Origin of the sequence: Halobacillus yeomjeoni, from assembly GCF_020171525.1 — a bacterium.
GTDB lineage: Bacteria > Bacillota > Bacilli > Bacillales > Halobacillaceae > Halobacillus > Halobacillus yeomjeoni.
Genome location: NZ_JAIVAI010000006.1, coordinates 121815 through 145621 on the forward strand (window position 1 = coordinate 121815; position 23807 = coordinate 145621).

The following is a 23807-nucleotide window of genomic DNA, read 5'->3' on the forward strand; positions in this document are numbered from 1 at the left end:
TGAAAAGGACTGACAATAAGAGAAACCATAGCAAACGCAATACATAGTTAAAAGAAAAATCCAGGCGACTGATATTCAGTCGCCTGGATTTATTTATGTCTATTCATGAGGTTATTATTGTTGGAGTTGTTCAATCAAATGATCTATGACTTCGCGAGAGGACAACAATTCGGAGTTTTCTGTTCGTTGAATGATATTTTCCAATACTTCTTTTAAGTTTTCCATTCGCCCCACCTTTTCTGTTTAAATCCTATACTCCCTATTTACTTAAATCTTCGATCCTAAACGGCTTTTTCTGACGGTTTTTTTATGTAGACAGAAACAGCTTTGTCCTAATAATATAGTAAAATGTTAACTTTGTATAGAACTTTTTGTCATGTATTATCATAATTTGGAATTATCATAGTATATGATTCTTATAAAAAAACGTGAAAATCATAGGCATAATAAAAACCCGACTCTGGATTAACCAAAATCAGGCTTTATCTTGTAAAATAATTCCCTTTATCCCTCATGGCCCATGTCCGCTCCATATACTTCAGCTGATAGCCTTCATAATCAAAGCGATGTATGTGTTTTTGTATGACTTCGATTCCTTCATGATGACACGTAAAGAATATTACGACTGGATGAAGTAAAGAATCATAAAAGAAAATCGGATTCAAACTCCTCCTGACTTCTCCGAAGTTCCAATACCCGAACAGTTTCAACTTCCTGATCCATTCGTCATCTACAATACTTTCAGGAACCACACTCGCTCCTTCTTCTGAATAAGAACAGAGGTGATGATAGCAGACAGCTGCCTGCATGTACGAAAAAGGGGATTCATCCCCTTCAATGGCGCACAACGGTTTTAGTATGGCTCGAGATGGTGATTGTGCATAGACTTTCCCTTCGCTGCTGTGGATACTCCACCCTTCTTTGAGCCTGATTTGTGAAAATTGGTCGAGCAGAATTCCTAAGTCGCAGATAATATGAGGCTCACTATGGTAAGGGGGGCGGTTCTTTATATAGATATTCTCTTTTGTTGAATCTTTAGTGAACATTACTTTCCCTTCCATTCCACTCCCCCCTTAAATTACTTACATTTACTCAATAAAGTCTTAAGCTCCTCAATGCTGTATCCAAGGTTCTTCGCCTCCTTGATCAAAGTCACCCATTCTTCATCCATCTGTTTTGACTCATCATGATCCATAGAGATATCCTCTCTTTCTTCAAGGAATCATTTCACATCGCTTTCTTCTTCCATCTTAAAGGAAACCAGATCTTCCAAAGGGACTTCCAGTGTCTTTGATAATTTGCTCATGATGATGAGAGACGGATTCTTTTGGACCCCTCTTTCAATATTACTGATGTATGACTTAGATACTTTGGATCTTTTAGCTAATTCATTGACTGAAAATCCTTTTCCCAACCTCAAAACCCTCAACCTTTGACCTATCGTTGTCATCTGCTTCACCGCCACTTTCTATTCAGTGATTGAACGTTCTTTATCTTGTTGTTCTGTTCTTTATTAAGAATATTATAAGCCGGTTTACTCGTAAAAGAAACCACTGTATTTCAATATAAAGAACAAATATGAATCAAATGCTCTCAATAACGAACATTATCTTTGTTTTTCTTTCCTTTTTAAAGAACACACTATATAAAAACGCACTTTATAATGAACACTATTAATAAAAACACCTATACCAACAACAGTATCGGCTTATCTTCAACAAAGTCATGCATGTTTCGCTATAAGTCTTTCCAACTTGAAGCTGATTTATGATTTCCATTAAATTTTTTTTAGATTTGTGCACAAAAAAAAGAGAGAAACACATTCTCTCCTTTTCATCCCATGACATGATATTTTTTTCGGAATTCTTTCGGTCCAACTCCTGCATGTTTCTTGAAGACCCTTGTAAAATAACTCTGGCTGTTATAACCCAGCAGGATACTGATCTCCATCAAAGAATAATCTGTAATACTCAAAAGCTCTTTTGCTTCATTGACCCTCTGTTCGTTGATGAATTGTGATATGGAAATTCCGGTTTCCTTCGTGAAGATGCCTGATAAATAATTAGGATGGACATTCAAGTCTGCTGCAATGTCCTTCAGCGTCAATTCTTCCGTCAAATTATTCAAGATATACCTTTGAGCTTTCTCTACGTGAGGAGAGTAATAGGCGTCTTTTCTAGTCGAGCCACATCGTTCCATCAAAGTAAGAATGATGTTATTTTCTAATTCTTGAAGTTCCTCCGTACTCTCTTTTGTTTCTCCATAGCGGATGTAAAACTCACATAAGGATTCTAATTCGTCTCTTGGACCGCCTTCTTCAATACAAATCTGTGTGAGTTCTGTAATCATGCGGATCAATTGATTTTTTTCTGACCTCAATTCATCTGCTTCAGCAAGTGGATTGCTGTATTCTTCTTTGTATGATTGATAGAGGTGGAGCGCTTTATGATCTTTCATTTTGAAAGAACTTATGAATTGTCGTTTAATTTCATCGCCCTGATCCGAAATCAACTCTTTAGATGAGTGATCTTTCTTGTAATACTTCTTACTCATTGCATTCGCTGTCCGGAAATTGTTGTCTGTCCCGGGGAGGATAATATTCAGCAGCCGTTCAATGGACAGCATATGCATCCGATCGAATACAGGAAGCTGATCAAAATAAGCCATCATCTTCGATTCCAGAGTAGGGTCCATATCGTTTACCTTCAACATTCGCTGTACTTGTGAGCGACCGATTTCCTGATGCAGGAATGGTCCGATTCCGATCACCATTTCCGTTCCTTGAGATGTCTTGAAGGGGTAAAGAAATACATGCTGATTGAATGGGTCAGAGAAGAATTGAAGTTTCAGTAAAAATTTCTTACTTTGATCGATATATTGATCGATATATTTTCTGACGATGGGTGGGGGATTTTTCAAGTGATCCGGGAAGTGATACTTAATTCGATTATTATGATCGATCAACAGCACCGGTGCATTCAGGACTGCAGAACAGTCTTTCAATAATTGAATCAATTCATAGTTCAAATCTACCACGTCCATCCCCCCTTCTCTCCTCCTACTTACCATACATTATACACTAAAAAAAAGAACACCTTCTATTAGATAAATAGATGGTGTTATAAAATTCGTTTTCTTACTATAGTTTGATCGAGGAATTCTTTGACCTCTTCAATATCTATTCCCATTTCTTTCGCCTGTTTGATCAATAATACCCATTCAGGATCCATTCTTTTTTCGTCCTTCATCCTTTTCATTCTTTCCCCTCCTATTTTCTGAACGTGTGTCTATATATAGGTTTGGTTCAGCATTAGACACCCACTAAATTCCAAAAAAGAAGATTATAATGTTATTATACAGGGAAAATTTCAATATTTTTGCACATTGATCACCTTTTTTTAACTTAACTCATTCAATTTTTGATTTTTTAGATAAAAAATATGTAGTTTTATGCAGAAAAAAAGAAGCAGGTCATTTGTTTCATTCATAACCGCTTCTTTTCATTGCCCTAATTGTTTCAGCTGTACATCCGATTCCATTCATCACTCAATGTCTGAAACGCATCAGGATCGTTGGTATCGATGGAATGATCGATCAGGCGTCTAAGGTTTGCTTTTTCCAGTTCTTTGATGACTCCTTGTACTTCATCGGAGTAAACATCGTCTTCCAAAGAATCTTCCTCCTCATAATAAGGTTCAATGATCGTTTTCAGGTGAGTAATGAATTCTGGCGTATGAAGAAGATCAGCTACTGATACATACACCATTTTTTTACCGCGTTGAAAGACAAAAATATCGAAGACATTGTGGACACGTTTGCGAGTGCGGTCGATTATGATTTCTCGGGATTCTACAGGGACAAATTGATACAATTCGTTGTCAATGAACAGTGAGAAATATTGATAAGCAAGAACGACACGAATGAAACGTTTGTCTTCCTTGACATAATACGGTTTCAACATTTTAATATTTAACACTTCGCTCACCCCTTAAAATCAGAATTTTCTGTATTTTATTCTATTATCGCCGATTTGCCAATAAATTTAAAGCCTTTTCTTTGTCGATGGACGTGACGGCTATAGACGAAAAAAGGCGGAGTGGCAGTACTTCAACATTTAACATGGGTGTTACAGTTGAAAATTTTATGGAGATCATTCCACATGTATTTCGTTTATGACTCGTTGATCTAACACTCCATCATTTACTGTCGAACAGGAAAAGAAGTTGACGAAAAGTAGGACTGTGAGAGTTGGTGAATTATAACTTTGTAACAAAAAAAGAACAGAAAATCTTAAGATTTCCTGCTCTTCATCGTTTAATTTATTTAAGGATTAGATCAAAACATGCAAGCGTTCATTCACTGTATCTTTCAAGGATTCAATCAGCTGCTCACTTTTTGCTTTTGATTCAGTTTTGACGCCGAAGTAGAACTTGATTTTCGGCTCAGTGCCGGATGGGCGTAAACAGAACCAGCAGTCATCTTCCAAAATGAATTTCAGGACATTTGATGTCGGCAGGTCGATTTCTTCTGTCGTATCGCCTTCGATATAACGACGGACCGTTGTAGCATAATCTTCAATGGCCACAACTTTCTTCCCTCCAACTTCTTTGATATCCGCATTTCGGAAATCATCCATGATTTTCTCTATCGTATCTGCACCGGATTTACCTTCCAGTTTCACTGAAAGAAGGTCTTCTAAGAAATACCCATGCTTTTGGTAAAGTTCTTCAAGAGCATCGATCAATGTCATCCCTTGATTTTTCCAGTAAGCACCGACTTCAGCAATTAAGACCGCCGCTTGTACAGCATCTTTGTCACGAGCGAAATCTTTGACGAGGTAACCGTAACTTTCTTCATATCCGAAGAGGAAAGTGTGATCTCCTGTCTGTTCATATTCACGGATTTTTTCTCCGATGAATTTGAACCCTGTCAATGTATCCAGCGTGCTTATATTATGAGAATTGGCGATGACACGACCGAATTCAGAAGTCACGATCGTCTTGATCAGTTGACCATTGTCAGGAAGGTTCGGTGTATGCTCTAAAATATAATCCAGCATTAAAGCACCGGTTTGGTTTCCAGTCAGAACTTTGTAGTCTCCTGTACCATCCGGAACAGCGACACCCAATCTGTCCGCATCTGGATCAGTCGCCATCAGCAAGTCAGCACCGATGGATTTCCCTTGGTCGATTGCCATTTCAAAGGCTTGATGTTCTTCCGGGTTTGGAGAGGCAACTGTCGTAAACTCAGGGTCAGGCTTCGCTTGTTCTTCCACGACATGTATGGAAGAAAACCCACTCTGCTTCAATCCTTTTTCAACGAGATCACGAGCCGTACCATGCAATGGAGTGAACACCAGCGATATATCTCTTTCGATTTCAGGCTTCACAGTCACCGTTTTCAATTTTTCCAAGTAGGCTTGATCGACTTCTTCATCCACCCACTTCAGCAGCCCATTGTCCTCGAGCTCCTTCTGATCAGCAACTTCAACCTGCAGTTCGTTTTCCACCTGATTGACGAAGTCGATCATCGACTCTGCCTGCAATGGAGGCAATTGCCCACCGTCTTCATTGTAAGCTTTGAAACCATTATATTCAGGAGGGTTATGACTTGCCGTTACAACTACCCCGGCCGCTGCCTGCAGATGACGGACAGCAAAAGAAAGTTCCGGAGTCGGTCTTAATGAGGTGAATACGTAAGAAGGGATGCCGTGGTGGCCAAGAACGCGAGCTGTTTCCACTGCGAACTCCTTCGACATGTAGCGTGAATCATAAGCAATCGCTACTCCTCGCTTCGAGAGCCCTTGATCATTGACGTAAGAAGCAAGTCCTTCGGCCGCTTTACGTACAGTGTAGATATTCATACGGTTTGTTCCTGGTCCAAGCTTCCCACGCATACCGCCGGTACCAAACTCCAGGTTCTTGTAAAAAGCATCCTCAAGCGACTGTTCATCAGAAACGATCGCATCAAGCTCACTTGATAACTTTTTATCAAGCTCCTTATACTCTTTCCAGCGATTGTATTGCTCTTTCCACATGTACACCACTCCTTTTAGTAAGTAACTATGTCAGTTTTTATTCGAACGGGAAACGATGAATGAAGCATTCCCTTCCAGTTCATACGTATCAACAGTAGACGGGATGATGAAATGGTCTCCTTTTTCAAAGGAATGAACCTTACCATCCGTTTTCACTTCTCCATCTCCTTCGAGCACACTGAACAATAAGTATGTTTCCGGCTGTAATTCCACACTTCTACCTTCCAAGTCGTAATGGAAAACAGAAAAGTATTCTTGTTCAATCAATGTTTCTATGCGCAGATCCGCTTCGATGTCCTGCACGCGGTCGATTTCCGGATCTTTGTGAGGGACATTCGTAACCTCCAGGGATTTTTCCAAATGAAGCTCTCTTTTCTTCCCGTCGTCTCCAACTCGGTCATAATCATAAACTCTGTATGTGATATCCGAGCTTTGCTGGGTTTCAAGGATTTGAATTCCTCCACCGATCGCATGGATGGTTCCGCTTGGGACATAAAAGAAATCCCCTGGATGAACTTCAATACTGCGTAAAAGGCTGTCCCATTCTCCCTTCTCCACCATCTCCTCCAATTCCTGTCGATCAGAGGCATGATGTCCAAAAATGATTTCTGCGCCTTCTTCACAATCGATGACGTACCAGCATTCGGTTTTGCCATAATTCTGCCCTTCAACTTCCCGGGCATATGTGTCGTTCGGGTGTACTTGGACAGACAGATCACTTTTGGAATCCAAAATTTTCACTAAAAGAGGAAACTCCTCTCCTTTTTCATCAGCGAAAAGCTCACGGTGATTATCCCACGCCTCCGCCAGCGTCTTTCCTTTCAAGGGACCGTTCTGGATGGTATTCGGACCATTGGCATGTCCGGAAATACACCAAGCTTCCCCGGTCTGGTCTGAAGGAATGTCATAGTGGAACAATTCGTTCAGTTTCGTTCCTCCCCAAATTCGTTCTTTGAATTCAGGCTTTAAAAAAATCGGTTCCTTGTACATCGTCGATCCGCCTTTCTTTGTAACGCTTCCATCCTTCATTGTACCATAGATTTTACAATTTCTTATAAAGTAGATGTTAACTTTTCCCTTATTATCGACTGTTTTTTAAGTTTGTTATTTGCGGAGTTTCAGCCCTATATTGCAGGTTTTCACTGCGTTATTGCGTATTTTCAGACCTACATTGCAAGTTTTCACCGCACTATTGCGTATTTTCACCTCAACCGTACAGACCCCTCAACAAAAAAGACCAGGTCATCGATGACCTGGTCTTCTTACTATCTATACATTATTTGTTTTCCAACATCTTATCATTGTAGCCGAATGCCCATGTCAGACCGAATGCGACACCGATGGCAATCAGGTTCGTCAATAGATAGAAGATGAATGAACTATCCAGATAAAGCAGAGAACCTGGGATAACCGTAATCGCCATACCGGAAGCTGTTATGCCTGTGATGGATGCGAAGAAACCACCGACAGCTCCTCCGATCAGACCCATGATGAACGGCTTCATGTAGCGCAGGTTGACACCGAAGATCGCTGGCTCTGTAATACCTAAGAATGCTGAAAGTGCAGAAGGCAGAGCCAATGCTTTCATTTTCTTAGCTTTAGACTTCACACCTACTGCCAGTGCAGCACCACCTTGAGCGGCGATTGCAGCCGTGATCAGTGGGTTGAACGCATTCTCACCCACACGTTCAAGCAGTTGAATTTCCAGCAAGTTGAAGATGTGGTGAACACCTGTAACAACGATGATTTGGTGAAGACCACCAATGATGATACCACTCAAACCAAGTGGCAGTTCAAGAACCGCACGTGTCGCAGAGAAGATTCCGTTTTCTACGATGTGGAAGATCGGTCCAATGACGAATAACGCGAGCGTGATCATGATCAATAGAACTAAGAATGGAGTCAAGATCAGATCCAGTGATTCTGGTACTTTCTTACGGATGGCTTTCTCTAATTTAGCTCCGACAATACCTGTAATGAATGCTGGTAGAACGGATCCCTGATAACCAAGGACCGGGATGAATCCAAGGAACATGATCGGTTCTGCATCTCCGCCTGCAACGACCCATGCGTTCGGCAGTGCCGGCGATACGAGCATGAGCCCTATGACTATACCGAGTATCGGACTTCCTCCGAATACGCGGAACGTAGACCAGGCAACTAGAGCCGGCAGGAAGATGAACGCCGTATCCGTCAAGACTTGTGTAAACAGGATGAAGTTATCTGAGATGCTGTCAGGCGTCAATCCAAAAATCGCAAGAATCTGTTCCTGAGTGACAAGGCCACGAAGACCCATGAACAAACCTGTCGCAACAAGTGCCGGGATGATTGGGACGAAAACGTCACCAAACGTACGGATCCAGCGTTGGAACATATTCCCCTGTTTTTTCGTTTCTTCCTTCATTTCTGATTTGGAAGTTCCTTGCACATTCAGTTTCGTCACTTCTTCATAAATACGGTTAACGGTACCTGTTCCGAAGATGACTTGAAGTTGTCCAGAGTTATAAAAAGCCCCTTTGACTTTATCCACATTCTCTACAGCGGAAATATCCGCTTTCTCTTTGTCGTGCAGCATGATTCGAAGACGTGTGGCACAGTGTGCTACTGAAGCGATGTTATCTTCTCCACCAGCTGCTTCGATGACCTGTTTAGCAATTTGCGAATTATCGGCCATGAATGATTCTCCTTTCTGAATTTCAGTTAAATTGTGTAATCGATTACACATCACTCATAAAAAAACAGTCTTACATGAATAGGTATTTAAAATTGCAGTATATTTTTAATATCTTTCAATGTGTGAACGATTACATGATTGCGTTTTCACGTTGTACTATACACTATCTCGTAAAATTAGTCTATAAGTCAGCTCAAATTTCTTTTCAACTTTTTTATTGTTAATTTTGTCCAGTAATAAACTTCCGGCTTTCTTACCTACCTCTTCATTAAAGTAGTCTACCGTCGTCAGCGAAGGAGTCAGATATTTGGACATCGCTGAAGCACCTATTCCTACTACAGCCATATCTTCCGGAATGCGGTATCCCTGTTCCTTCAAGTATTCTATCGCACCGATCGCCATCCGGTCCGTTACCGCAAAGACGGCTGTCGGTACATCACTCAGGCTGTTTTTCAATATTCTTTTCATCTGCTCGTAACCTGATTCGATACTGAAGTCACCTTCACCGATCCAATGATCTTTCACAGGAAGACCTCGTTTTTCCATCGTATCTTTGTATGCCTTACTTCGCAGCTGTCCTACAGCGGGGTCTTCCTTCGTGACCCCGATAAAACCGATTTTTTCATGCCCTTTATGAATCAACATATTCGTCAAATCACTCGCCGCATGGTAATCATCATAAACCAATGAAGTGATTCCCGGCAGCTCCTGACCGATGGAAAGGAACGGGATATCGGCATCATGGATGGCTTTTAATAATCGATCATTCACATTAGTCGCCAATAGAATGATCCCATCTACATGCCGGCTTTTAAGCAGACGGATATAATCGATTTCTTTATCAGAGTCCAGTTCTGTGTCTGTCAGCAGAATCTGATACCCTTGCTTCGCCAGGAAGTCGTTAATGCCGCGAACGACTCTGGATGAAGTTTCTGTGCTTAAGCGTGGCAGGATGACCCCGACGACTCCGGATCGTTTCGTCCGGAGAGACTTGGCCGACTGACTTGGCATATAACCCGTCTCTTCGACGATTTTCATGATCCGCTTTCGGACGTCTTCACTTACATAACCACTATTGTTCAAGGCTCTCGAAACAGTTGTCCGAGATACTTCAGCCATTTTTGCAATATCGTTGATGGTTGTCATAGCTTTCATCCTCCATGGAATCCTTTTCACATGTAATCGTATTCAAAAATTTACCGTTTGTCCAGTGGGCGAAGTGTTATTTCAGTTATACGTTCGAGAAAAGCAGGCAGCGAAGGAAGTCATTGAAGAGTTATGGTGGGAGCCGGAATATTAAAATCGTATTAGATCAGGGGAATTTTGGAAGGAAAAGAGTTGGAGATCAATCACGAGGAGGAACGAGACCGTGTAAGCCTAGAATGACAGGGTCAAAAAAACCCCAGAAACGCACGTTCCCAGGGAGCATTACTATGATTAAGACTGATTGGTAGATTGATGGCTGAATAGATTTCTGTAGTGATCCCTGATGCTCCTGTCCATGTATGCGTCTTTCATTTCCTCCGTGCTCATCGAATAAAGCTCATCTTCTTCTCGATAAACGATCTTTCTTCCTTCTTGTTTGAATTCTTCGATTTTTCCACCGAACCCCATCTCCCGGACGATTTCATCAATAATCAATTCGTATTTTTTCAACGGACCGGTCAGAGGACATACCAAAGCAATCTTCATCAACTCCCTCCCTTCTGTTATATAGGTATAATTATTTATATTTGATTTCCTAAAATAAGTCAAGTTTATGCAAAATTATACAAAGTATGATAATTATCTTTTCAAATGAATAAGTCTATATAATCATAACTTTCATATTAAAATTCCGTAAAAAATATTTTTTTCATTCCTATTTAAATAGGAATCTACAAGTTTATAAATATGTAAATACAATTACAATTTTCTTTCAATTCTAATTGTTTAGAAATCTAGCTTGTCACTCTCTTCTTGTTCAGTTACAATGTCCCTTATACAAAGAACAATGTATCTACCAAGTGGACAAGGAGTGTGAACGATGAAACAAACCATTACTGTAGGATTATTAGGCTTAGGCACTGTAGGAAGCGGTGTCGTTGAAATTCTTCACGATCATAAAGAGAGGATTCAACATAAAACGGGGTGTGATGTGACGATCAAAGCTGCTCTTGTTAATGATCCATCCAAAAAGAGAGAGCTTCCCACGTCTTCTACATTATTGACGGATCGTCATGAAGATATTACGAATGACCCTGATATAGACGTTATCGTAGAGGTAATGGGTGGAATCGATCACACGTTTACGATATTAATGAAAGCAATAAAAAACGGAAAGCATATCGTGACCGCAAACAAAGATTTGATTGCGAAGCACGGTGCTGAACTTTTTGAGGCGTGCCAGGAAAACAAATGTGACCTGTTTTATGAAGCGAGTGTAGCAGGCGGAATTCCTGTCATCCGCTCAATCATGGACGGATTATCTTCTGACCGGATAACAAAGATGATGGGAATCGTGAACGGGACGACCAATTACATCATGACAAAAATGGCACAGGAGGGAGTCGATTTTGACAGCGTCCTGAAAGAAGCCCAGGACCTCGGATTTGCTGAAGCTGATCCTACAGCAGATGTCGATGGTCTGGATGCAGCAAGAAAAATGACGATTTTATCCATACTAGGATTTTCCATGCCCTATCAATTAGAGGATGTGGATGTAAAAGGGATCCGCGGGATCTCCCTCGAAGATATAAAATATGCTGAGGAGCTCGGTTACCGTATCAAGCTGATCGGTATTGCTGAAAATGACGAGTCAGGTGTTTCCGTGAGTGTAGAACCGACACTACTTCCGATTCATCACCCACTTTCTTCCGTTAACGACGAATACAACGCTGTATATGTGTACGGAGATGCAATCGGAGAAACGATGTTTTACGGACCAGGCGCAGGAAAACTGCCGACAGCAACAGCGGTCGTATCCGACTTGATCGCTGTCCTGAAAAACATTCGTCTCGGAACGACCGGAACCGCCTATGTACAACCGCAGTTCCCGACGCAGGTAAAAGCGAAGCAGCAGCAATGGACAAAGAAATATTTACGACTTCAAGTACAGGACCAGCCGGGTACGTTGAACGAAATGACCCACATCTTCGCTGAATATGGAATTTCTTTCGATCAGATTATCCAACGTTCCTCAGAAAAAGAGGACCAGAGGGAAATCATGATGGTCACCCACCAAGTCAGTGAAGAAGATTTTGAAAAAGCCAGACAGGATCTCGAAGGTTTAGCTTCGGTGAAATCCATCGACAGCATATTCCGTGTAGAAGGAGGAAGTTGATATGTGGAAAGGACTGCTTCATCATTACCGTGACCTTTTACCAGTAACTGACCGAACGCCTGAACTTAGCTTAAGCGAGGGAAACACTCCTTTGCTTCCAATCCCTACATTATCTAAAGAACTTGGAATCGAGGGTTACGTAAAGATTGAAGGTGCCAACCCGACAGGTTCATTCAAGGACAGGGGGATGGTGATGGCAATGGCAAAAGCGATTGAAGAAGGATCGAAAGCTGTCATATGTGCTTCTACTGGTAATACATCCGCTTCAGCTGCCGCTTTTGCAGCACGGGCGGGGCTCCGTTGTATCGTCGTCATTCCTGATGGGAAAATCGCTCAAGGGAAACTCGCCCAGGCGGTCATGTATGGTGCTGAAATTTTCGCGATCAAAGGGAACTTTGACCAGGCGTTGGAAATGGTGAAAAAAATCGCAGAAAACGAACCGGTTACGCTCGTCAATTCTTTGAACCCCTATAGAATCGAAGGGCAGAAAACGGCTGCTTTTGAAGTATGTGATGCTCTGGGTGATGCGCCGGATGTTCTATCCATCCCTGTCGGAAATGCGGGGAACATCACCGCGTACTGGAAAGGATTCAAAGAGTACCATGAGTTCGGATATGCATTACCGAAGATGATGGGATTTGAAGCGAGCGGTTCTGCGGCCATTGTTCGTAATCAAGTGATTGAGGATCCAGAAACGTTAGCAACTGCTATCCGTATTGGTAATCCTGCAAGCTGGGATAAAGCGATCAAGGCGAAGGAAGAGTCCGGTGGTTTGATTGATGAGGTGACAGATGAAGAGATTGTCCATGCCTATCAATGGTTGGCACAATCGGAAGGCGTTTTTGCGGAACCTGCCTCCTGTGCTTCTCTTGCCGGAACCATTAAGAAAGTGAAAGACGGCACGATTCCACCTGGCTCGAAAGTCGTCCATGTCCTTACTGGGAATGGTTTGAAGGATCCAGCCACTGCGATTGATCAAAGCCCTGTCCAACCGACGGTCATTGAGAATGATTTCGAAGCATTCGCATCAGCCGTGACAGGAGTCAAATCATGAATGCATTTCAGATCCAAGTACCCGCAACATCAGCAAACTTAGGGCCTGGATTCGATTCGATCGGCATTGCCCTTTCTCTTTATGTCACTTTACATTGTGAGCCGGCTGAAGAATGGTTTTTCTCTGTTCCTGAACAAGATCGTGCTCACATTCCTTCCGGGAAAAACAATTTAATTTACAAATCTGCCTTGTACACGGCTAATGCATACGACTATGATTCTCTACCGGCCTATCATGTCCGTGCAGTGAATGATGTACCGGTTTCACGAGGTTTGGGCAGTTCATCGACGGCTGTCGTCGGAGGCATCGAACTCGCCAACCAAATTCTCGACTTACAATTGAGTGACTATGAGAAAGTAAGGCTTGCCTGTGCCATCGAAGGACATCCGGATAACGTCGCCCCCGCCATATGCGGAGGCATCATGATTTCAAGCTACGACAGAAACGAACTTGATTACGTCCGTTTCACGGATGGGGTGGAAATCCTCACCTGGTTAGCCATCGTTCCTGGTTATCATTTGGAAACGGAAAAGGCACGCCAGCTGCTCCCGAGAAGCATCGATTACAAAGATGGTGTCCATAGTAGTGCAAAAGCGAATGTATTAGTCGCCGCTTTAGCAGCAAAAGATTGGAAACTTGCCGGTAAAATGATGACCCGGGACCAATGGCATCAGCCCTACCGGAAGCAGCTGATCTCTGAGTTCGACTTAGTCCAAGAAAGCGTCAGAGAAGATGCTCTCGGTCTATATATCAGTGGTGCTGGTCCGACCATGATCGCTTTGTATGATGGATTCGACATTCAACAAAAAGAAAATCTTCAGTCCCTTTTCCCTGAATGCAGTATTCTTCCGTTGAAAGCCGACGTAGACGGAATAACCGTCGAACAAAAAGAGTGTTCCAAACGCACTCCCCTTGAATCATAAAGAACCGAGCGGATAACCGCTCGGTTCTTTATTTTCTTCTTTTCCAGAAGAATACGGTGTAGATCATGAATCCTGCTGTCACCGCTCCCATGCTGTCGAGGACTACATCTCCTACATAAGGTGTCCGATTCGGCGTGAACGACTGGTGAAATTCATCCAGAGCAGCGTACCCCACTGTAATGACCAATGATAGAAGCAGGACTTTGGAAAACTTGAACTCAAAAACCTTATGGAGCGCTAACACCGTCGCCGCCATCAATGCAAAGAAAATGCCGAAGTGAGCAGACTTCCGAATCAAAAATTCCACCACCCCATCGACACCATGGGTTTCCACATTGACCGGTTTATTCATATAAGTGAAGTCGATCGGCTCAACCAGCGGTTCGATGTGTTCCAAGGGGAGATATTCATTCATCGATGGCTTGATGTCCTGTTCCTGATAAGGCTGATGAGAAAAACTGAAAATTACTAACATTATTAGAATAGGTAAGGAAAGATATAGAATTTTCTTTACCATGTATATACACATCCTACTTTTGTTGTGATTAATAGTATACTATAACCAAATAAATCATATATTTATTCTAAAAACCAGAAAAATAATAGTTTTTACTATGAAAGTACAGTTTTATTGGATACAATATTTGTATGCAGAAGAAAAGGGGGATTTTAAAAATGGCGAAGAGAAGTAAACAATATGATTACGACCTTGGCGAGGTCAAGCGGCTGATTGGAGAAACAGAGAAAAATTACCGCGAAATCTCAGCTGAGACAGGGTGCCCTTACGCAAGCGTCGTTTATCATGGCAGAAAAATTCGTGGCCGCGTCAATCGTAAGCGAAATGAAGAAATTCAAGAAGTTAACCCTTCTATGGCTTTTTCTCTAAACGATATACAGACAGAGGAATCTCCATCAATGGTGTCTGGCGGGACAACATTGAGCATCTCAAGAAATAACATTAAAATTGACGATGCTGAACGGGAAGCTGCTAAGTTGATCAAAGCTGCTTACGCTTTAGGCCTGAACAAAATCAATATCACAATTGAAAAATAATAGAAGGCCCTGGGGAACTTATTCTTCAGGGTTTCCTTATGTATCGAAACGAATCTCCTTTAATTTCTTTCTTGCATGCTTCCCCCAATTCTTAACCGCGTTCGGGGTCACTCCTTCAAGCTTAGCGATTTGTTCAACCGACCGATCGAGGATTATGTAATAGTAGACCCACTTCCATTGATTGGTTGAAAGATGGCTTTTCACCTGCTGCCAAAACAACTCGTCATGTATTTCATTTTCTATGAAGGCGTTGTGCTTGTAGAGCGTTTGAAAGCGGGCTTCCACTTCTTCTGTTTTACTATCCTTTCTGATTTTATCTATGAGTGCGTTCCTGATTTTCCAGCTTATGTAGGTGGAGAATTGTCCGAGTTCAGGCTTGTATGTACTGAAAGCCTGCCATAATGCAAACAACCCTTCTGCGAAAAAGTCTCCATTTCTATCATTAATTTGTAAACTCCTGATATGGTAATGAATCAGCCGTTCATTTTCATATACAATTCTTTCAAATTCCTGATCGTCCATCATCTTCCGACACCTCATCTTTTTCAATTTTTTTCCTTCCATAACTATAATCGTTTAAAACTTCCATTTTGGTGTCATAAAATGGGCAACTTTTTATAAATTGATAGAATTTTCTTACAAAAATTGAATTTTCTATTCCCTTTTCATAGATTTAAAGGGATAATGGATAAGGAAAGGAGCCCTGCATGTCTACTTATTCTTTTGAACAGGTTCGAAAACTCACTTATTACACATTGAAACGAATGAACATCCCGAAACCTTATGATGATCACATCCAGGAAGCTTTCCTCGTCTTTAACAACTGTCTATGCCGGTATAACCCGAAGCGTTCAAAGTTCTCCACCTTTTATGTCCACGAACTTTACCACCACTATAAGAACTTATATCGAAATGAAAAACGCTACACCTCCTCCTGTTTTCTTCTGCCTTCACCGGTGCAGCCGCCGGACACGATCGACACTACACTGATGCTGCATGACCTTATTTACCATTCTCATTTATCTGCCTTTGAAAAAGATGTTCTTCTTCTTGCTTATGAAGGATACACGGTCAATGAAACCGCAGAACAGAAAAACATCAGTATATCTACTGTGAAGAGGACCCGGAAAAAATTAAAAGAAAAGTTGTCACACTTGTACGTTTATTCCTTATGATGATAGGGAACTTATTTATTCATACCACTGATACGGAGGAATACTATTGGAACAATCGGCACGATCATTGATGCCCCTTGTCCACATCTGGTTAGACGACGCCCCTACTAAATTCACTCACGCGTTTTGCGAAAGATTAGCCTACCAATGGATGGTCGAAATTGTTAATCCCATCCCGATCCCCATCTTAGAAGACAAAGAGTACGTAACCATCATTACAATCGAACAGGTGGACGGAGAATTTTATGCTTCCATCCCCATCGAATCTTATGATGTGGAAGAAGGAAACGAGTTCACCATTTATCGCTTTTTCATGTACCCACCAGGTTGAAAGAAACGTCAGGCAAAGGCTTGGCGTTTCTTTCATTTTTTCACCAGTGTTATAATAGGTTCAGTGTTTAGTAAGAAAGGAAGATCATTGTGTATTATTTAATTTTTGCTTTATTCTTTGCCGGTTATTTGGTGATCGGTTTCACCACTGATGTCATTGATCTATCTACAATGGCCGTTGTTTTATCAACTGCATTCATTTGCGGTAATCTTTATATGTTCTTCAAATCGAAGAAAGAGGAAAAAGAGGATACTGATTAAAGTTGTGAATCCATCCCCATTGTGAGGGGATGGATTTATTTAGTTTAGAGGGTTTTGTGAGAGGTGAGTGGCTTTCGAAACCCATTCGCTTCACGCAGAAATCGTCCACCTTTCTATAAATCAACATCACTCTTTTAGCAGAAAGGCTCTGTTATTGCTTGGTGTTGTTATTTCACATGTGAGCTCATATCAGCTCTTTCTGTCCTGGAATTTGTTTGAGGCGGCCTTGGAAATGACTCGCTTTCCGTGGGGTACCGTGAGCCTCCTCAGGCTGCGCCTTCCGGGGTCTCACGATGTACCTTTACCCCACAGGAGTCTCGCCATTTCCAAGGCCGCCTCTTCCAAGTAGAAGGGTCAGAAAGGCCATTACCGAAGTCCGTTACACCAACTACGAAAGGGAAGGCAGTGAAAACAGGTAGACTCCTGCGGGAAAAAGGAACAAGGTGAGACCCCGGAAAACGAAGTTTGAGGAGGCTCAGCGTTCCCCGCGGAAAGCGGACTGTTTTCCCTGCCATCCCATACTCTGCGTAAATAACGGACCGGACACCTAATCCTAGACGAAGACTATTTAGTAAACAACAGACTTTAACAGAGCCAACAGACAAAGGAATAAATTCGAGCTTGCTTTCTTGAAAATCGGGTATTGGTATATAATGGAACGAAAATGATTGGAGGGAGAATTCGTGAATGAGCCATTCGGTTTTGTGACTAATGAAGAACCATTTCAGTCTCTTTATGATTTTAATGGCGGCATTCAGTGGGTTTACCTGGCATCCGTCCTTTTATTTTTCATTTTTCTATTCCTGATTCTCCTTGTAATCAAAGAAAGATCGAAGAATCAACGGCTCGAAAATGAAATCAACGAGCTTAAGAAACTGAATGACTGCCTTTTGAAAACCTCAAAAAAACATGAAGAAAGCATCAGGAACAACCAGAAGTTGAAAGAAAAGATGAGAGAGTTACATCAGCGGAATGAAGACCTGCGGGAAGGGTTGGAAGAAAGGAAAAGTCTCCTGAGAAAAACACTCATTGATTATATGATATTCAAGCGGCAGAAGGAAGGAAACAAATAAGGAGGCAGGCCACTTCAACGGCCTGCCTCCTTTATAATTATGTGAGGATATTTAGAGCGATTGGTATTGTAATTATACTTAATACTGTCGTGATCAAAGTGATGCTTGAAACAAGATCGGGCTTTGAATCAAACTGGACGGCATACATCGTCGTCGTAGCAGCCGACGGCATCGCTGCTGAGATGATCAGGACGTTCGCCATCATGTCCCCCATCGGTAAGATCACTGTCAGCCCCCAGGCAATCAATGGTGAACCGATCAGACGCAGTGAAGCTGCATAGGAAATTTTATCCCAAGAAAGATTCTTCACTGTAATGTTGGCGAGCTGCATTCCAAGCAAGACCATGACTGTGGGAATCGTCGCATTTCCCACCAGCTGGATACTCGACATCAAGTTTTCAGAAATCGGTACATTCATATACTTGAAAAGTAGGGCCAGCCATACGGCATGGGTAGGCGGCATTTTCAAAACCGTCTTGACCGCCATGGATATGCCAGCCGAACCTTTAGCGGCATAATAGACACCGAAAAAGTTCATGACAATCTGCTGCAGGACAAGGAAGGAAACGGAATAGACGAATCCCTCTTCACCGAAGGCGAACAGGACGATGGGCGCACCGTAATTCCCTGCGTTCATAAAGGCAGTAGATAGAATGAGTCCACTTTCTGTAGGCGTATCATAGTTTAATAGTTTGGCTGCCACTTTGTTGATGAGGACGATGGCGAACAATAACAGGATTGAAAAAACGACCATCATCAAATAATCGCGATCGAACGTCGCATCATAAAAGGTCTCAAAAACCAGGCAGGGCAGCATGATATATAGGGCAACAGTGGAAATCGATTTGATTTCCAGCTTCAATACTTTTTGTAAAACGAATCCTGCAAAAAATACAAGAATGACAGGAAGTACCACTTGAAAGAATATCGCCATATGCGAGCTTCCCTCCTTTCTGGTAGAACTCTATCAGTGTATCAGAAATATATGGCGGCGCGAATGGGAGTTTGGTCGATAAATTCGGTTTTTCGCTGATAAAATTCAAGTTTCGCCGATAAAATGAATTTTTCGCTGATAAATTATAATTTCCGCTGATAACCAGTCCTTTTTCGCTGATAAATACTACCTTCCACCAAGATCCACCTGAAAAACAAACGTTTGATTGACCCACCAACCGACACGATGGCACAAAATAAACCCTCAGGTCACCTGGACCCGAGGGTTATTTCATGAAAAATCATTTGGCGTCCTTCAGCCACACCTCTCCATCTTTGTACTCGATTTGTTCAGGGTAACGAAGATCCGTCACTTCCTCTTGGATCTTCTGGGAAGGCGGCTTGGTCATCAATGATACGACCACGTTGGCGAGAATGGCTGACGTTGCACCAAACACCCCTGCTCCCGTGTCGATGATTCCTAATATCGTAAATCCGCCGAACTTGGATGCAAAGATATAGCCAAGTGTCACGAATAGACCGACCAATATCCCTGCGACTGCACCTGGTCCATTTGCGCGTTTCCACCATACGCCGAGCAGCAAGGCCGGGAAGAAGGTTCCTGATGCGAGGGCAAAAGCCCATGCGACGATTTGTGTGATCGCCCCTGGTGGGTTCAAAGCGACCAGTCCGGCGACTACAGTAGCGATGACGATGGACCAGCGTCCGACAGCCAGACGCTTCTTCTCACTGGCATTCGGATTGATCGTCCGGTAATAAATATCGTGAGACAGTGATGCAGAAATAGCAATCATCAATCCGCCGGCCGTGGATAATGCAGCGGCCATCGCCCCTGCTGCCATCAGACCGATGACGAAGATTCCAAGGTTTGCGATTTCCGGCGTAGCCATGACCACGATGTCATTACTGATGACGAGTTCCGACCATTGCAGGACACCATCCCCATTACCATCTGCCACAGAAAGACGTCCGGTATCCACCCACGCGGATGTCCAGGCAGGCAGGTTATCTAAGGAAGATCCTGCAACTTGAGTCATTAAAATGAAACGGGAAAAAGCGGCATAAGCTGGAGCTGATAAGTACAGGAGTCCGATGAATAACAGTGCCCACGCCCCGCTCCAACGGGCTGCTTTCATCGTCGCAACCGTGTAAAAGCGGACGATTACGTGTGGCAGACCAGCGGTTCCGCACATTAACGTGAACATCAAGGCATAGAACTGCCACTTGCTCCCTTCCGTGAATGGAACGAGGTATTCCGATACGCCAAGCTCCCTGTCCAACGCGCTCATTTCAGACATGACACTACCATAGGACATCCATGGGAGCGGGTTTTGAGTCAGTTGTAAGGACATGAAAATGACAGGAATCAAATAAGCGATGATCAGCACGATATATTGAGCGACCTGGGTCCATGTGATTCCCTTCATCCCTCCGAGTGCTGAATAAAAAGCGATGAGAACAACCCCGATCAGTGTACCGATGATTGTATTGACTTCGAGGAGACGCCCGATAACTACACCAGAACCGGAAAGTTGTCCAATCGAGTATGTAAAACTGATGATGATCGTAGCGACAGCCGCGAGCAAGCGCGCGGTGTTGCTTTTATATCGGTCCCCGATGAATTCCGGTACCGTATAACGACCGTATTTTCTGAGCTGAGGTGCGAGAAGGAAAGTCAGTAATAAATAACCGCCTGTCCACCCCATGATATACGCAAGCCCATCATATCCTAAGATCATGACCGTACCTGCCAAACCGATGAATGAAGCTGCACTCATCCAATCGGCTCCGATGGCCATCCCGTTATAAACAGGAGGGACCCCTCGGCCTGCTACATAAAAATCATCCGTGGCTTTTGCTTTGTTGTACATGGCAATACCTATGTATAAAGCGAATGTTGCTCCGATTAAACTAAGCGAAACAAGAAATTGTGCATCCATACCTTTCCTCCTAAGTTACTGATTGACCGCTCTGTCTTCCTGTTTGCTTTTCTCTAGCTGTTTTGGAGAGATCCCGAATTTTTCATCAATGACATCACTTACTTTTGCGTTGACGAACAGCAGTATAATAAATGTTACGATTGCCCCCTGCGATCCCATATAGTAGTGGAATGGAACCCCCATCACTGTGAAGTGCGAAAGTTCACGGGCAAAAAAAGCCACACCAAAGGAAACACTCAACCCGATGAATAAGTATATGGCGATCATCGTCGTGCGGACACGGAAATAAGCATCTGCGTGAGCCCGGTCGATTTTTCTCAAAGTTACACCTCCTCTCGTGTTATCCTCTTAAGTTAAATATGAATTGGACCGTTTCCCAAAAAGGAAGCGGGACACTCATGATCTTAATAAAAGCGATCGTAATCATCGCTACCAAAGGCAGTGCTAAAAACAAAGGACGTTTTTTTCGCAATGCGAATATTACTGATAAAATCGTAACCACTGCCAGGAAAATCGGTATGAACATTTAACTTCCCCCCTCATGTGTAAGCGGTATCATTTTCAACTAAAAAAATTGTTAAAAAAGTTAGAATTTACTGAACATTTAATTGTTATTATTCTAAACTGCCGTCTTTTTGTCAACCTTTATTTGGGTAATAAGGGTCTAACTTCCTAATTGAGAGGCTGACCTGCCAGCCGCAGGTCAGCTTTTAAAGGGCGTATCCATCTATCCAAAAAGGTACCTCCAAGTAATTGGACCCACGATCCCATCGACCTCGATTTGAAAATGACGCTGATACTTTTTCACTGCCGCTTCCGTCCGTATTCCAAATAATCCGTCCGCATTGACGCCTATTCTCCTTTGAACCTTAATCACTTCTCTTCCTACGGCCCCTCTTTTCAGTGGTGTACCGGGATATGCCATCATCTTCAACTTTCTCCACGTCATCGGGCCGACTACACCGTCGACTTTCAATCCGTGTTTCTTTTGAAATTGTTGTACGGACTGTTCTGTAATTGGACCGAATCGGCCGTCCACCAAAAGGTCATAACCGAGGCTTTGTAAATGATTTTGGAATTCTTTCACCTGTGCTCCCTGTGCCCCTCGCTTCAGGACATAACCGGCACTGATTCGTTTTGGCCATTCCAGATGGGGGTAGTCCAAAAATTTCTCCCAGTCTCCGCCCCACGAAAAACCGAGCGACTTGGCGATCGCGCCTGCTCTCTTCCAGCGGTCGTCCACTGTCCAGTGGGCCTTACCATCATTGGAAAGAATAAAGAAATCTACGGCACGCCGGTCGTTATGGGTGCTCTGACCCGGCAATGCATACGTGACAATTTTCCCTTTTGAACCATATCTCCTTCCTCTCCAAATATATCCGGGTCTGCCCTGTCCGTATAGTCTCGCCTGATCTTCCAGCGACCGATACCCTGAAGAAATTTGCACCTGGATACCTTCTTCATAAGCAAGTTCAATCATACGCAAAGCATTTTCACGGACTTCACGAATGACAGGACCCATGTTTTTCAAGCTGCGTTCTTTCAAGATCTCCAATGAAATCATACGATCCCCTCCTTACTTCTATAATCGAAAGGAGGGGCAGATACGTGTCATACAAAAAACCATCCTTTTAAAAAGGATGGCTTCTTTATCATTTCAGTTCATGGACCGCTTTCGTCAGAGTCTCTATAAGGAAAGTGATTTCTTCGTCATCGATACTCAATGGCGGCGCGAGTGTAAGGACATTGTTATACCCTGCGACCGTGACCCCATTTTTACCAACGATCAATCCGTTCTGATTACATCGCTTGATCACTTCATTGACTTTCGAGACCTCCAGCGGTTCTTTCGATCGTTTATCTTTCACCAGCTCAATTCCCACGAGCATGCCTTTTCCTCTGATATCTCCGACAAATGAATGGTTATGAAGGCGTGTCTGCAGCTCAGACCGTAAACGGTCCCCATATTCTTTTGAACGGGAAAACAAGTCTTCCTTTTCCATGATCTCTATATTTTTCAAAGCTAACGCACAAGCGGCCGGATTTCCTCCGAACGTGTTGATATGACGGAAGTAATCGTAATCTTCCGCTCCTTTGAATGCTTCATAAATATCTTTTTTGACTGCTGTTGCCGATAAAGGTAAATAGGCGGAGGTCAGTCCCTTAGCCATTGTTATGATATCCGGTTGGACGCCGTAATTTTTGAACCCGAATGTTTCCCCTGTCCGTCCAAATCCGCAGATAACTTCATCTGCAATCAAAAGGGCTCCGTGTTTTTCACATGTCTCTTCGATCGCTTTCATATACCCTTCCGGCGGAACGAGCACCCCGCCGCCTGTGATGATCGGTTCCATGATCATGGCTGCAATGGTATCGCTCATTTCCCATGTCATTTTCCGGTCGACTTCCTGGACACAGGACATTTCGTGAGCATTTTCCAAATGGGCATCTGTCATCCGGTACGAATCCGGGGGAGAAACGTGTAGAAACCCGGAGGACAACGGCTCGTATTTGTATTTCCGTTCCGCCTGACCTGTTGCTGCAAGGGCCCCCATGGAGTTTCCATGATAGGCTCTGTAACGGGATATGATTTTATGACGATTATACTCCCCACGCTGCTGGTGGTATTGCCTCGCTATTTTAAAAGCTGTTTCATTCGCTTCGGAACCGCTGTTTGAAAAGAAGATAACGTACTCATCACCAAGCAACTCGTTCAACTTTTCAGCCAGTTTCACCGCAGGGACATGACTCTGGGTGAGAGGAAAATATGCCATTTGTTTCAACTGTTCATATGCGGCATCCGCAAGTTCTGTTCGTCCATATCCGACATTGACACACCACAGGCCTGCCATGGCATCCAAATATTTCTTCCCGTTGATATCGGTCACCCACGCCCCTTTCGTGCTTGCTGCTACCATTGTTGAATCGGGATTGTAGGGCTTCATGGAATGCCAGAGGAATTGTTCATCCTTCTCCAATACATCCTGCGTTCGATCGATTTGATGGACCAT

General features: G+C 43.0%; 27 protein-coding genes. 8 read left to right on the top strand and 19 right to left on the bottom strand.

From position 1 onward, the window contains the following. Positions 1-482: 482 nt before the first annotated feature. The 11 genes from LCL89_RS14400 to LCL89_RS14450 all read right to left on the bottom strand — a co-directional run bounded on the left by LCL89_RS14400 (position 483) and on the right by LCL89_RS14450 (position 10403). Positions 483-1061: a hypothetical protein gene (locus LCL89_RS14400; protein ID WP_224810668.1), complete on the bottom strand. Its 579-nt coding sequence runs from the start codon at positions 1059-1061 to the stop codon at positions 483-485. Between the two features lie 17 nt (positions 1062-1078). Continuing rightward, on the bottom strand, positions 1079-1195 hold the full coding sequence (gene sinI, locus LCL89_RS14405) for a DNA-binding anti-repressor SinI (protein ID WP_224810669.1): 117 nt from the start codon (positions 1193-1195) through the stop codon (positions 1079-1081). A gap of 27 nt (positions 1196-1222) precedes the next feature. Continuing rightward, the gene (locus LCL89_RS14410) at positions 1223-1450 is read right to left on the bottom strand and encodes a helix-turn-helix domain-containing protein (protein ID WP_197317312.1); all 228 of its coding nucleotides are present in this window, start codon (positions 1448-1450) and stop codon (positions 1223-1225) included. 383 nt (positions 1451-1833) lie between these two features. Beyond that, a complete protein-coding gene (locus tag LCL89_RS14415) occupies positions 1834-3042 on the bottom strand; it encodes a helix-turn-helix domain-containing protein (protein WP_224810670.1) in 1209 nt (402 codons plus the stop codon). A 77-nt stretch (positions 3043-3119) separates the two neighbouring features. Continuing rightward, positions 3120-3257 carry an anti-repressor SinI family protein gene (locus LCL89_RS14420; RefSeq protein WP_224810671.1) on the bottom strand — a complete coding sequence of 46 codons (138 nt, stop codon included), beginning with the start codon at positions 3255-3257 and terminating at the stop codon, positions 3120-3122. Positions 3258-3517: 260 nt separating this feature from the next. After that, positions 3518-3976, bottom strand: a complete 459-nt coding sequence (locus LCL89_RS14425; RefSeq protein ID WP_197317310.1) for an IDEAL domain-containing protein — start codon at positions 3974-3976, stop codon at positions 3518-3520. Positions 3977-4330: 354 nt separating this feature from the next. Next, complete coding sequence (locus LCL89_RS14430; RefSeq protein WP_224810672.1) at positions 4331-6037, bottom strand: phospho-sugar mutase; 1707 nt, start codon at positions 6035-6037, stop codon at positions 4331-4333. Between the two features lie 30 nt (positions 6038-6067). After that, positions 6068-7027 carry a mannose-6-phosphate isomerase, class I gene (gene manA / locus LCL89_RS14435; protein WP_197317308.1) on the bottom strand — a complete coding sequence of 320 codons (960 nt, stop codon included), beginning with the start codon at positions 7025-7027 and terminating at the stop codon, positions 6068-6070. A gap of 286 nt (positions 7028-7313) precedes the next feature. After that, on the bottom strand, positions 7314-8711 hold the full coding sequence (locus LCL89_RS14440) for a sucrose-specific PTS transporter subunit IIBC (RefSeq protein WP_197317307.1): 1398 nt from the start codon (positions 8709-8711) through the stop codon (positions 7314-7316). 156 nt (positions 8712-8867) lie between these two features. Further along, a complete protein-coding gene (locus LCL89_RS14445; protein WP_224810673.1) occupies positions 8868-9857 on the bottom strand; it encodes a LacI family DNA-binding transcriptional regulator in 990 nt (329 codons plus the stop codon). Positions 9858-10148: 291 nt separating this feature from the next. Beyond that, positions 10149-10403 carry a hypothetical protein gene (locus LCL89_RS14450; protein WP_224810674.1) on the bottom strand — a complete coding sequence of 85 codons (255 nt, stop codon included), beginning with the start codon at positions 10401-10403 and terminating at the stop codon, positions 10149-10151. A 334-nt stretch (positions 10404-10737) separates the two neighbouring features. Here LCL89_RS14450 and LCL89_RS14455 point away from each other — a divergent pair, with 334 nt between their 5' ends. From LCL89_RS14455 to thrB, 3 genes are read left to right on the top strand one after another with little or no spacing between them, the layout of a single operon-like run. Further along, a complete protein-coding gene (locus tag LCL89_RS14455) occupies positions 10738-12033 on the top strand; it encodes a homoserine dehydrogenase (protein ID WP_224810675.1) in 1296 nt (431 codons plus the stop codon). A 1-nt stretch (position 12034) separates the two neighbouring features. Then, a complete protein-coding gene (gene thrC, locus LCL89_RS14460; protein WP_224810676.1) occupies positions 12035-13087 on the top strand; it encodes a threonine synthase in 1053 nt (350 codons plus the stop codon). Next, the gene (gene thrB, locus LCL89_RS14465) at positions 13084-14010 is read left to right on the top strand and encodes a homoserine kinase (RefSeq protein WP_224810677.1); all 927 of its coding nucleotides are present in this window, start codon (positions 13084-13086) and stop codon (positions 14008-14010) included. Before thrC ends, thrB begins: the two co-directional genes overlap by 4 nt. A gap of 28 nt (positions 14011-14038) precedes the next feature. Here thrB and LCL89_RS14470 read toward each other — a convergent pair whose 3' ends face one another. Continuing rightward, positions 14039-14485 (bottom strand): VanZ family protein, encoded by a 447-nt coding sequence (locus LCL89_RS14470; protein WP_263620730.1) that lies wholly within the window; start codon positions 14483-14485, stop codon positions 14039-14041. A gap of 200 nt (positions 14486-14685) precedes the next feature. Here LCL89_RS14470 and LCL89_RS14475 point away from each other — a divergent pair, with 200 nt between their 5' ends. After that, positions 14686-15063 carry a hypothetical protein gene (locus tag LCL89_RS14475; protein ID WP_197317300.1) on the top strand — a complete coding sequence of 126 codons (378 nt, stop codon included), beginning with the start codon at positions 14686-14688 and terminating at the stop codon, positions 15061-15063. Positions 15064-15099: 36 nt separating this feature from the next. On the opposite strand, the gene LCL89_RS14480 is transcribed toward LCL89_RS14475, so the two are convergent. Next, positions 15100-15603: a sigma-70 family RNA polymerase sigma factor gene (locus LCL89_RS14480; RefSeq protein ID WP_224810679.1), complete on the bottom strand. Its 504-nt coding sequence runs from the start codon at positions 15601-15603 to the stop codon at positions 15100-15102. Positions 15604-15770: 167 nt separating this feature from the next. Between LCL89_RS14480 and LCL89_RS14485 the strand changes: the two genes are divergently transcribed. From LCL89_RS14485 to LCL89_RS14500, 4 genes are all read left to right on the top strand, one after another. After that, a complete protein-coding gene (locus LCL89_RS14485) occupies positions 15771-16238 on the top strand; it encodes a sigma-70 family RNA polymerase sigma factor (protein WP_224810680.1) in 468 nt (155 codons plus the stop codon). 46 nt (positions 16239-16284) lie between these two features. Next, the gene (locus LCL89_RS14490) at positions 16285-16569 is read left to right on the top strand and encodes a hypothetical protein (protein WP_197317298.1); all 285 of its coding nucleotides are present in this window, start codon (positions 16285-16287) and stop codon (positions 16567-16569) included. Positions 16570-16658: 89 nt separating this feature from the next. After that, positions 16659-16829: a hypothetical protein gene (locus tag LCL89_RS14495; protein WP_224810681.1), complete on the top strand. Its 171-nt coding sequence runs from the start codon at positions 16659-16661 to the stop codon at positions 16827-16829. Between the two features lie 683 nt (positions 16830-17512). Continuing rightward, the gene (locus LCL89_RS14500) at positions 17513-17902 is read left to right on the top strand and encodes a hypothetical protein (protein ID WP_197317296.1); all 390 of its coding nucleotides are present in this window, start codon (positions 17513-17515) and stop codon (positions 17900-17902) included. Between the two features lie 37 nt (positions 17903-17939). On the opposite strand, the gene LCL89_RS14505 is transcribed toward LCL89_RS14500, so the two are convergent. The 6 genes from LCL89_RS14505 to LCL89_RS14530 form a co-directional block, all read right to left on the bottom strand. Then, positions 17940-18836, bottom strand: coding sequence for an AEC family transporter (locus LCL89_RS14505; protein ID WP_224810682.1), 897 nt, complete (start codon positions 18834-18836; stop codon positions 17940-17942). Between the two features lie 301 nt (positions 18837-19137). Continuing rightward, positions 19138-20796 carry a sodium:solute symporter family protein gene (locus LCL89_RS14510; protein ID WP_224810683.1) on the bottom strand — a complete coding sequence of 553 codons (1659 nt, stop codon included), beginning with the start codon at positions 20794-20796 and terminating at the stop codon, positions 19138-19140. A 15-nt stretch (positions 20797-20811) separates the two neighbouring features. After that, complete coding sequence (locus LCL89_RS14515) at positions 20812-21117, bottom strand: DUF4212 domain-containing protein (protein ID WP_224810684.1); 306 nt, start codon at positions 21115-21117, stop codon at positions 20812-20814. Between the two features lie 19 nt (positions 21118-21136). Continuing rightward, positions 21137-21322 (bottom strand): hypothetical protein, encoded by a 186-nt coding sequence (locus LCL89_RS14520; RefSeq protein WP_197317292.1) that lies wholly within the window; start codon positions 21320-21322, stop codon positions 21137-21139. Between the two features lie 201 nt (positions 21323-21523). Continuing rightward, positions 21524-22360, bottom strand: coding sequence for a peptidoglycan-binding protein (locus LCL89_RS14525; protein ID WP_224810685.1), 837 nt, complete (start codon positions 22358-22360; stop codon positions 21524-21526). Between the two features lie 88 nt (positions 22361-22448). Beyond that, positions 22449-23807, bottom strand: coding sequence for an aspartate aminotransferase family protein (locus LCL89_RS14530; RefSeq protein ID WP_224810686.1), 1359 nt, complete (start codon positions 23805-23807; stop codon positions 22449-22451).